Source organism: Pseudomonas sp. 20P_3.2_Bac5 (genome assembly GCF_025466035.1).
GTDB lineage: Bacteria > Pseudomonadota > Gammaproteobacteria > Pseudomonadales > Pseudomonadaceae > Aquipseudomonas.
In genome coordinates this window covers 1-6,096 of the sequence record NZ_JANLOA010000087.1, presented here as the reverse complement: position 1 = coordinate 6,096, position 6,096 = coordinate 1, and the positions used below count along the sequence as shown (strand labels likewise).

Below are 6,096 nucleotides of genomic sequence, written 5' to 3'. Positions count from 1 at the left end.
GGATCCTGTGGGAGCGAGCTTGCTCGCGATGGGCCGCTCCCACAGGTTCCGCGTCTTGCCCGCAAGATGCGTAGATACCCATGCTCATCGCTGCGGTTCGGCATACGGCCAACAAAGACAAATCAGACCAACGCCTTATCCCCGCGCAACTCCCGCGCCGCCGCCACCATGTTCACCAGTGCCGCCTCCGTCTCCGGCCAGCCCCGCGTCTTCAGCCCGCAGTCCGGGTTGACCCATAGACGCTCGGCCGGGATCCGCTTGGCCGCCTTGCGCAGCAGTTTGACCATCTCTTCCTTGGTCGGCACGCGCGGCGAGTGGATGTCGTAGACGCCCGGGCCGATTTCGTTCGGGTAGTCGAACTTCTCGAACGCCTCCAGCAACTCCATGTCCGAACGCGAGGTCTCGATGGTGATGACGTCGGCGTCCATCGCGGCGATCGATTCGATCACATCGTTGAACTCGCTGTAGCACATGTGGGTGTGGATCTGGGTGTCGTCACGCACACCGGACGCGCACAGGCGGAAGGCTTCGGTCGCCCAGTCCAGGTAGTGCCCCCACGCGCTCTGGCGCAGTGGCAGGCCTTCGCGGAAGGCGGCTTCGTCGATCTGCACGATCTTGATGCCGGCAGCTTCCAGGTCTAGCACTTCGTCGCGGATCGCCAGCGCCAACTGCCGCGCCTGGACTTCCCGGCTCACGTCTTCCCGCGGGAACGACCACATCAGCATGGTCACCGGGCCGGTCAGCATGCCCTTCATCACCTTGTCGGTCAGGCCCTGCGCGTAGCGGATCCACTCGACGGTCATGGCTTTCGGACGGCTCAGGTCACCGAAGATCACCGCCGGTTTCACGCAACGCGAACCGTAGCTCTGCACCCAGCCAAAACGGGTGAATACATAACCGTCGAGCTGCTCGGCAAAGTACTCGACCATGTCGTTGCGCTCGGCTTCACCGTGCACCAGCACGTCGAGGCCCAGTTGTTCCTGGATCTGCACGGCGTGGCGGATCTCGCTCTGCATCGCTTCGACGTAATCGGACTCGGTCAGCTTGCCCTGCTTGAAGGACTGACGCGCCAGACGGATCGCCGAAGTCTGCGGGAACGAACCGATCGTGGTGGTCGGAAACGCCGGCAGATCAAGACCGGCACGTTGCTTGGCGATGCGCTGCTCGAAGGCGGAAAGGCGCTGGCTGTCGGCGGGTTTGATCGCCGCCAGACGCGCCTGTACCGCCGGCTTGTGAATGCGGGGCGACGCGGCGCGGCTGGCCTGCACAGCGCGGCTCTGTTCCAGCGCGGCAACCACCTCGGCGGCTTCGGGCTCGTTGACGGCCTTGGTCAGCACAGCGACTTCCTGGCATTTCTGCACGGCGAAGGCCAGCCAGCTTTTCAGCTCGGCATCAAGCTTGTCTTCACGGCCCAGATCCACCGGGCTGTGCAGCAGCGAGCAGGACGGCGCGACCCAGAGCCGGTCGCCCAGACGAGCAGCCGCATGACGCAGGACGTCCAGCGCCTTTTCCAGGTCGCAGCGCCAGACGTTACGGCCGTTGACCACGCCCAGGGACAGCACTTTGTAGGCCGGCAGACGGTCGAGGATGGTCGGGTACTGCTCCGGCGCGCGGACCAGATCGATGTGCAAACCCTCCACCGGAAGATTGGCGGCCAGGCCGAGGTTGTCTTCCAGGCTACCGAAGTAGGTGGCGATCATTTTCTTCAGCGGCGCCCGCTGCAGGATGTTGTAAACGCGCTCGTAGGCATTCTTCCAATCCTGTGGCAGATCGAGGACCAGAATCGGCTCATCGATCTGCACCCACTCCACGCCTTGCTCGGCCAGGCGATTGAAAATCTGGTCATACAGCGGCAGCAGGCGATCGACCAGATCGAGCTTGTCGAACTCGACCCCCTTGGTCTTGCCCAGCCACAGGTAGGTCAGCGGACCGATCACCACCGGCTTGACCGCATGGCCAAGGGCCTTGGCTTCTTCGACTTCGTCGAACAGTTGTTCCCAGCTCAGTTCGAACTGCTGGTCGCCGCTAAACTCAGGCACCAGATAGTGGTAGTTGGTGTCGAACCACTTGGTCATTTCCTGGGCGTGGGCGCCGCCGCAGCAACCGCCACTGACGCCACGGGCCATGGCGAACAGGGTCTGCAGGGTCGGCTTGGCATCGCCATGGCTGCGGAAGCGCTCGGGGATCACGCCGAAGGTCAGCGAGTGGGTCAGCACCTGGTCGTACCAGGTGAAGTCGCCGACCGGCAGCAACTCGATGCCGGCGTCTTTCTGCGCCTGCCAATGGCTGGCACGCAGGTCGCGGCCAACGGCGCGCAAGCCGGCTTCATCCAGTTCGCCTTTCCAGAAGGCTTCCTGTGCCTTTTTCAGTTCACGGTCGCGTCCGATGCGTGGAAAGCCCAGGTTATGTGCCAAAGCCATTTGCAGTTCCCTCAACATAAAAGTGAATGAGGGAATTGTCGGGGCCCACCTAAAATGAGACAAACTCATTTTCCTAACGATGGTCTAGAGATCCCCTCATGTTGCATTTTTCCGGGAATGTCTTTTTCAAAGCAGTTTCGTACGGTCTCGGGCATGGAGTCGCAGCCGACATGGCCCAGAATGGCCGCACGGTCAGCCCCCGCGGGTAACGAGAAATCATGAATGTGTTGAAACAGGCGCTACGGCAACAGCAGTTCGTGTGCGTCATGGAGTTCGTGCCCAAGCCGCAGCGCTTTGCCGCGTTCGAGCAGGTGATGGCGCGTAGCATGTTCCGCGGCTGGCCGATGGTCGCGGCCATTGGCGATCGCGTGGGCAGCGCGTTCGACCTGTCGCCCGAAGAGGCCTTCACCACCCTCACCCAGCCCGTCCCCGCCCTGCTGCACTTCTCCGGCAAAAACCGCGAGCGCCACGACCTGCTGGCGCAACTGGACCGGATGGACGCCCTCGGCCTCGACCAGTTGCTGATGCTCACCGGCGACCGCCTGCCGGGCCACCAGCCCGGCCAGCAGCCGGTGCGCTACCTGGAATCGGTGCCGGCGTTGCAGATCGTTCGCCAGGCGCGGCCGGACTGGCTGCTCGGCGCCGCCCTCAACCCGTTCAAGTACCGCGAGGAAGAAGGCGGCGCGCAGTATTTCAAGGCCGAAAAGAAGCTGGCCGCAGGCGCGGATTTCATGACCCTGCAACTGGGTTTCGACATGGACAAATTCCGCGAAGCCTTCGACTGGATGAGCCGGCAACCGTCACCGAAGCCGCTGCTGGCCTGCATCATGAGCCTCACGCGCGGGCGAGCGAAGATGCTTGAACAGGTCGCCGGGGTCACGGTTTCGCCGTCGATGCATGCGCTGATGGCGGCGGAAGAAGCCGTCTCGAAAGACCATGCCCAAGCCCGCAGCGTCGAGCGGCTGGCGCTGCAGATCATCGGGCTGCGATTGATCGGCTATGCGGGTATCCACCTCTCCGGCATCCACGAAGAACGGCAATTGCAGGCGCTGGAACAGGCGCTCGATCACTGGGAGGCGAAGATCCACACGCCGGAGCAATGGGCGCCGGCCTGGGCCGCCAGTTGGCACATGCCGGGGGTGCCGCCGGTGACGTTCCATCCGCCCGGCATGGACTGGCGCGCAGGCGAATCGCGGGTCAGCGCCTCGCGCACGGAAACGCTCCGCTATCACCTGTTGTCCGGTTTTCACACGCAACTGTTCAGCCGCACCACCCTGCTGAGCCGCGCTTTCGGCTGGGCCGTGCAGCGACCGCTGTGGTCAACGAGTACGGGGGCCCGCTGGCTGCACAGCATCGAGCGCAGCCTGAAAAGACCCTTGGTGGGGTGCGACACCTGCGGCCGCTGCCGCCTGGAAGACACGCTCTACACCTGCCCGGAAACCTGCCCCAAAGGCCTGGCCAACGGTCCTTGCGGCGGCACTCGGCTCAACCGTTGCGAGTTTGGCGACCGGGAATGCATCCACAGCATCAAGTACCGCACGGCGAAAGCGGTCGGGCAAACGGCGGTGCTGACCGAGCGGCTGATTCCCTGCGTGGAAGTGGCTGGGCGGCATCAGAGTTCGTGGCCGCAGTGGTTCGAGGTGCAGACTCCGCCAGTGCCTTCTCGGGAATCCGTGACAACCATGGCGCCGTGATCATTCAACGCCCAGATACAACCGATGCGACTTTGAAATCGTCTCGACCGTCACCTCGGCCACCCCCACACCCCGTGCAATCTCTGGCCAGCGCACCACGGCGTCGTGCACCTCGCGAATGATCTGCTTCGCGTTCATGCCCCTGACCTGGCTGCCCACCGCGAGCAGATCATCCAGAACAAAATTGTCGCGCTTGCCGTTGATGCTCATCTGATGGCTGCCCACCCAGAAGTTGCCGGGCATATACGACCACGTCACGTCATAGGCCGGCGAGAGGTACCAGGTGCCGTCGGTGTCGAGGAGAAAACCGATCTTCTTGGTGTGATCGTCCTGGTTGCGGGCGATGACGTTGAACACCATCCGCCGGAAAAACTGCACGGCTTCTTCCCGCCCCAGCTTCAGTGAGCGCAAGACCGCGAAGGCTTCGGCGTAGGAGTATTCGCCGGGCTTCTTGTAGTCGGCATGGTCGAGGGCGCACAGGGTCGCCATGTGGATTTTTTCGCCCTCGTCGGTGCGGTCGAAGCGCCGGGTCATGAAGTGCGCACGCCCGCCCTCCTCCAGCAGCCGGCATTCACTCATCAGCACCCCGGCCTCCCTGGCCATCAGGTAGTAAGCGTATTCGATGCGCCCGTAACCCTGGCTGTCGGCCAACAGGTCCGAGCGCTTGGCGACATCGAATTTCCAAATCTAGTCAAAAAGCGCTTAAAACAGGTTTTTTGACTAGATTTCTTCTCACTGAGAAAGGAGAGCGGTTCATTGAAGAGCACCAGCGAAGACGACCGTTGGCGTGCAGTGCTGAGGGAAAAATCTCTCCGCCATTCACGGCCTGTCTTCAGAAAACAACCGGATCGGTTTGTCATACGGTCCTGACGTTTCCGGCACTGGCATCAGACCAACGCCACACCCAACAACGGCCACCCCGCAACAGCCAACCACACCGCCGTCCGCGCCCGATACGGCAACAACAGCACCAGCGCCAGCCCTGCCAACGAGATCAGCCCGAACCAGCCAATCGGTCCCATCGCCCAGCCCCAGGCCGCGACACTGGCGGCGAAGCTGGCCAACAGCGCCAGCCAGCCGCCAACCCGCAGCACACGGCGCAGCATCAGCGGCGGCACTCGCTGCCAGACCTGCTTGAAGTGCCGCTCCAATCCCAGGCACAAGGCCAACATGCCACTGTAGGCCAGCAGCACGCCTGTGGATAACGCGATGCTCATCTCAATTCACCTCCAGGCTGGCGCTCGCGGCGCGTCGGGCGGGGCGTTCCTTGGGCGGTTGGCCGAGTTTCCAGCAGCACCAGCCAAGCACGGCGCCGATCAGGACGGTGGTGCTTTCCAGGTGGATGAAGTCGCCGCGGTTGACGGTGTGGAAATTCAGCAACGGCAGGCTCACGCACAGCAGCGCCGCCAGGCCGAGTTGCTCCTGCCAGGCCCGCAGCCACGGCCGAACGATGGCGTGGCCCAGGCTCAGCAGCCAGACCAGGAAGAACACCCGCACCTCCCAGCCACCGCGTTGCGCCAGTTCAACCGGCAACAGGCGGTTGGCCCAGAGCAGGCCGATGCAGGCCAGCGACAGGCCGGCGACCGCGGCAACGTTGAAGCGCTCGGCAACGTGATACAGCAGCGCGCCGAGGGCGCCTTCGCTGTCGTGTCGGCGGCGGCGCTTGACGGTGAACAGCACCAATCCGGTGGCGATCATCGCGCAGCTCGCCAGGCCGCAAAGGAAGTACAGCCAGCGCATCGGGTAACCGCCGAACTGGGCGAAATGCATGCCGGACATCACGCGCTGAGTCAGCAGGCTCGGGCGGCTCTCGGCGGGCTGGCGCAGCACGTTGCCGCTGACGCCGTCGAAGACCATGCTCTGGCCCTTGGTCAGTTCGATGCGGTTGCCCAGGATCGGCCGGACTTCGATGCGCGCATCGCTGCGTCCGGGGTTCTGGATCGACAGCCCGGACAGCGGTCCCATGGCTTTTTCCGCCTCGG

The 6,096-nt window shown here is 63.6% G+C and carries 5 protein-coding genes; 1 reads left to right on the top strand and 4 read right to left on the bottom strand.

Going from position 1 to position 6,096, the window contains the following annotated elements:
- Window positions 1–122 precede the first annotated feature (122 nt).
- Window positions 123–2,420 carry a 5-methyltetrahydropteroyltriglutamate--homocysteine S-methyltransferase gene (metE, locus tag NTD88_RS15695; protein WP_262153608.1) on the bottom strand — a complete coding sequence of 766 codons (2,298 nt, stop codon included), beginning with the start codon at window positions 2,418–2,420 and terminating at the stop codon, window positions 123–125.
- A gap of 218 nt (window positions 2,421–2,638) precedes the next feature.
- Between metE and NTD88_RS15690 the strand changes: the two genes are divergently transcribed.
- Window positions 2,639–4,114, top strand: coding sequence for a methylenetetrahydrofolate reductase C-terminal domain-containing protein (locus NTD88_RS15690; RefSeq protein WP_262153607.1), 1,476 nt, complete (start codon window positions 2,639–2,641; stop codon window positions 4,112–4,114).
- On the opposite strand, the gene NTD88_RS15685 is transcribed toward NTD88_RS15690, so the two are convergent.
- The 3 genes from NTD88_RS15685 to NTD88_RS15675 all read right to left on the bottom strand — a co-directional run.
- On the bottom strand, window positions 4,115–4,765 hold the full coding sequence (locus NTD88_RS15685) for a HipA domain-containing protein (protein ID WP_262153606.1): 651 nt from the start codon (window positions 4,763–4,765) through the stop codon (window positions 4,115–4,117).
- Window positions 4,766–5,001: 236 nt separating this feature from the next.
- Entirely contained in the window at window positions 5,002–5,331 is a 330-nt protein-coding gene (locus tag NTD88_RS15680; protein ID WP_262153605.1) for a DUF3325 domain-containing protein, read from the bottom strand.
- Window position 5,332: 1 nt separating this feature from the next.
- The coding region (locus NTD88_RS15675; RefSeq protein WP_262191737.1) for a PepSY-associated TM helix domain-containing protein at window positions 5,333–6,096 on the bottom strand (764 nt) is incomplete at its 5' end.

Bases quoted from the DNA above. Each gene is read 5' to 3' on its own strand.
- metE (WP_262153608.1), bottom strand. From the start codon at position 2,420: ATGGCTTTGGCACATAACCTGGGCTTTCCACGCATCGGACGCGACCGT.
- NTD88_RS15690 (WP_262153607.1), top strand. From the start codon at position 2,639: ATGAATGTGTTGAAACAGGCGCTACGGCAACAGCAGTTCGTGTGCGTC.
- NTD88_RS15680 (WP_262153605.1), bottom strand. From the start codon at position 5,331: ATGAGCATCGCGTTATCCACAGGCGTGCTGCTGGCCTACAGTGGCATG.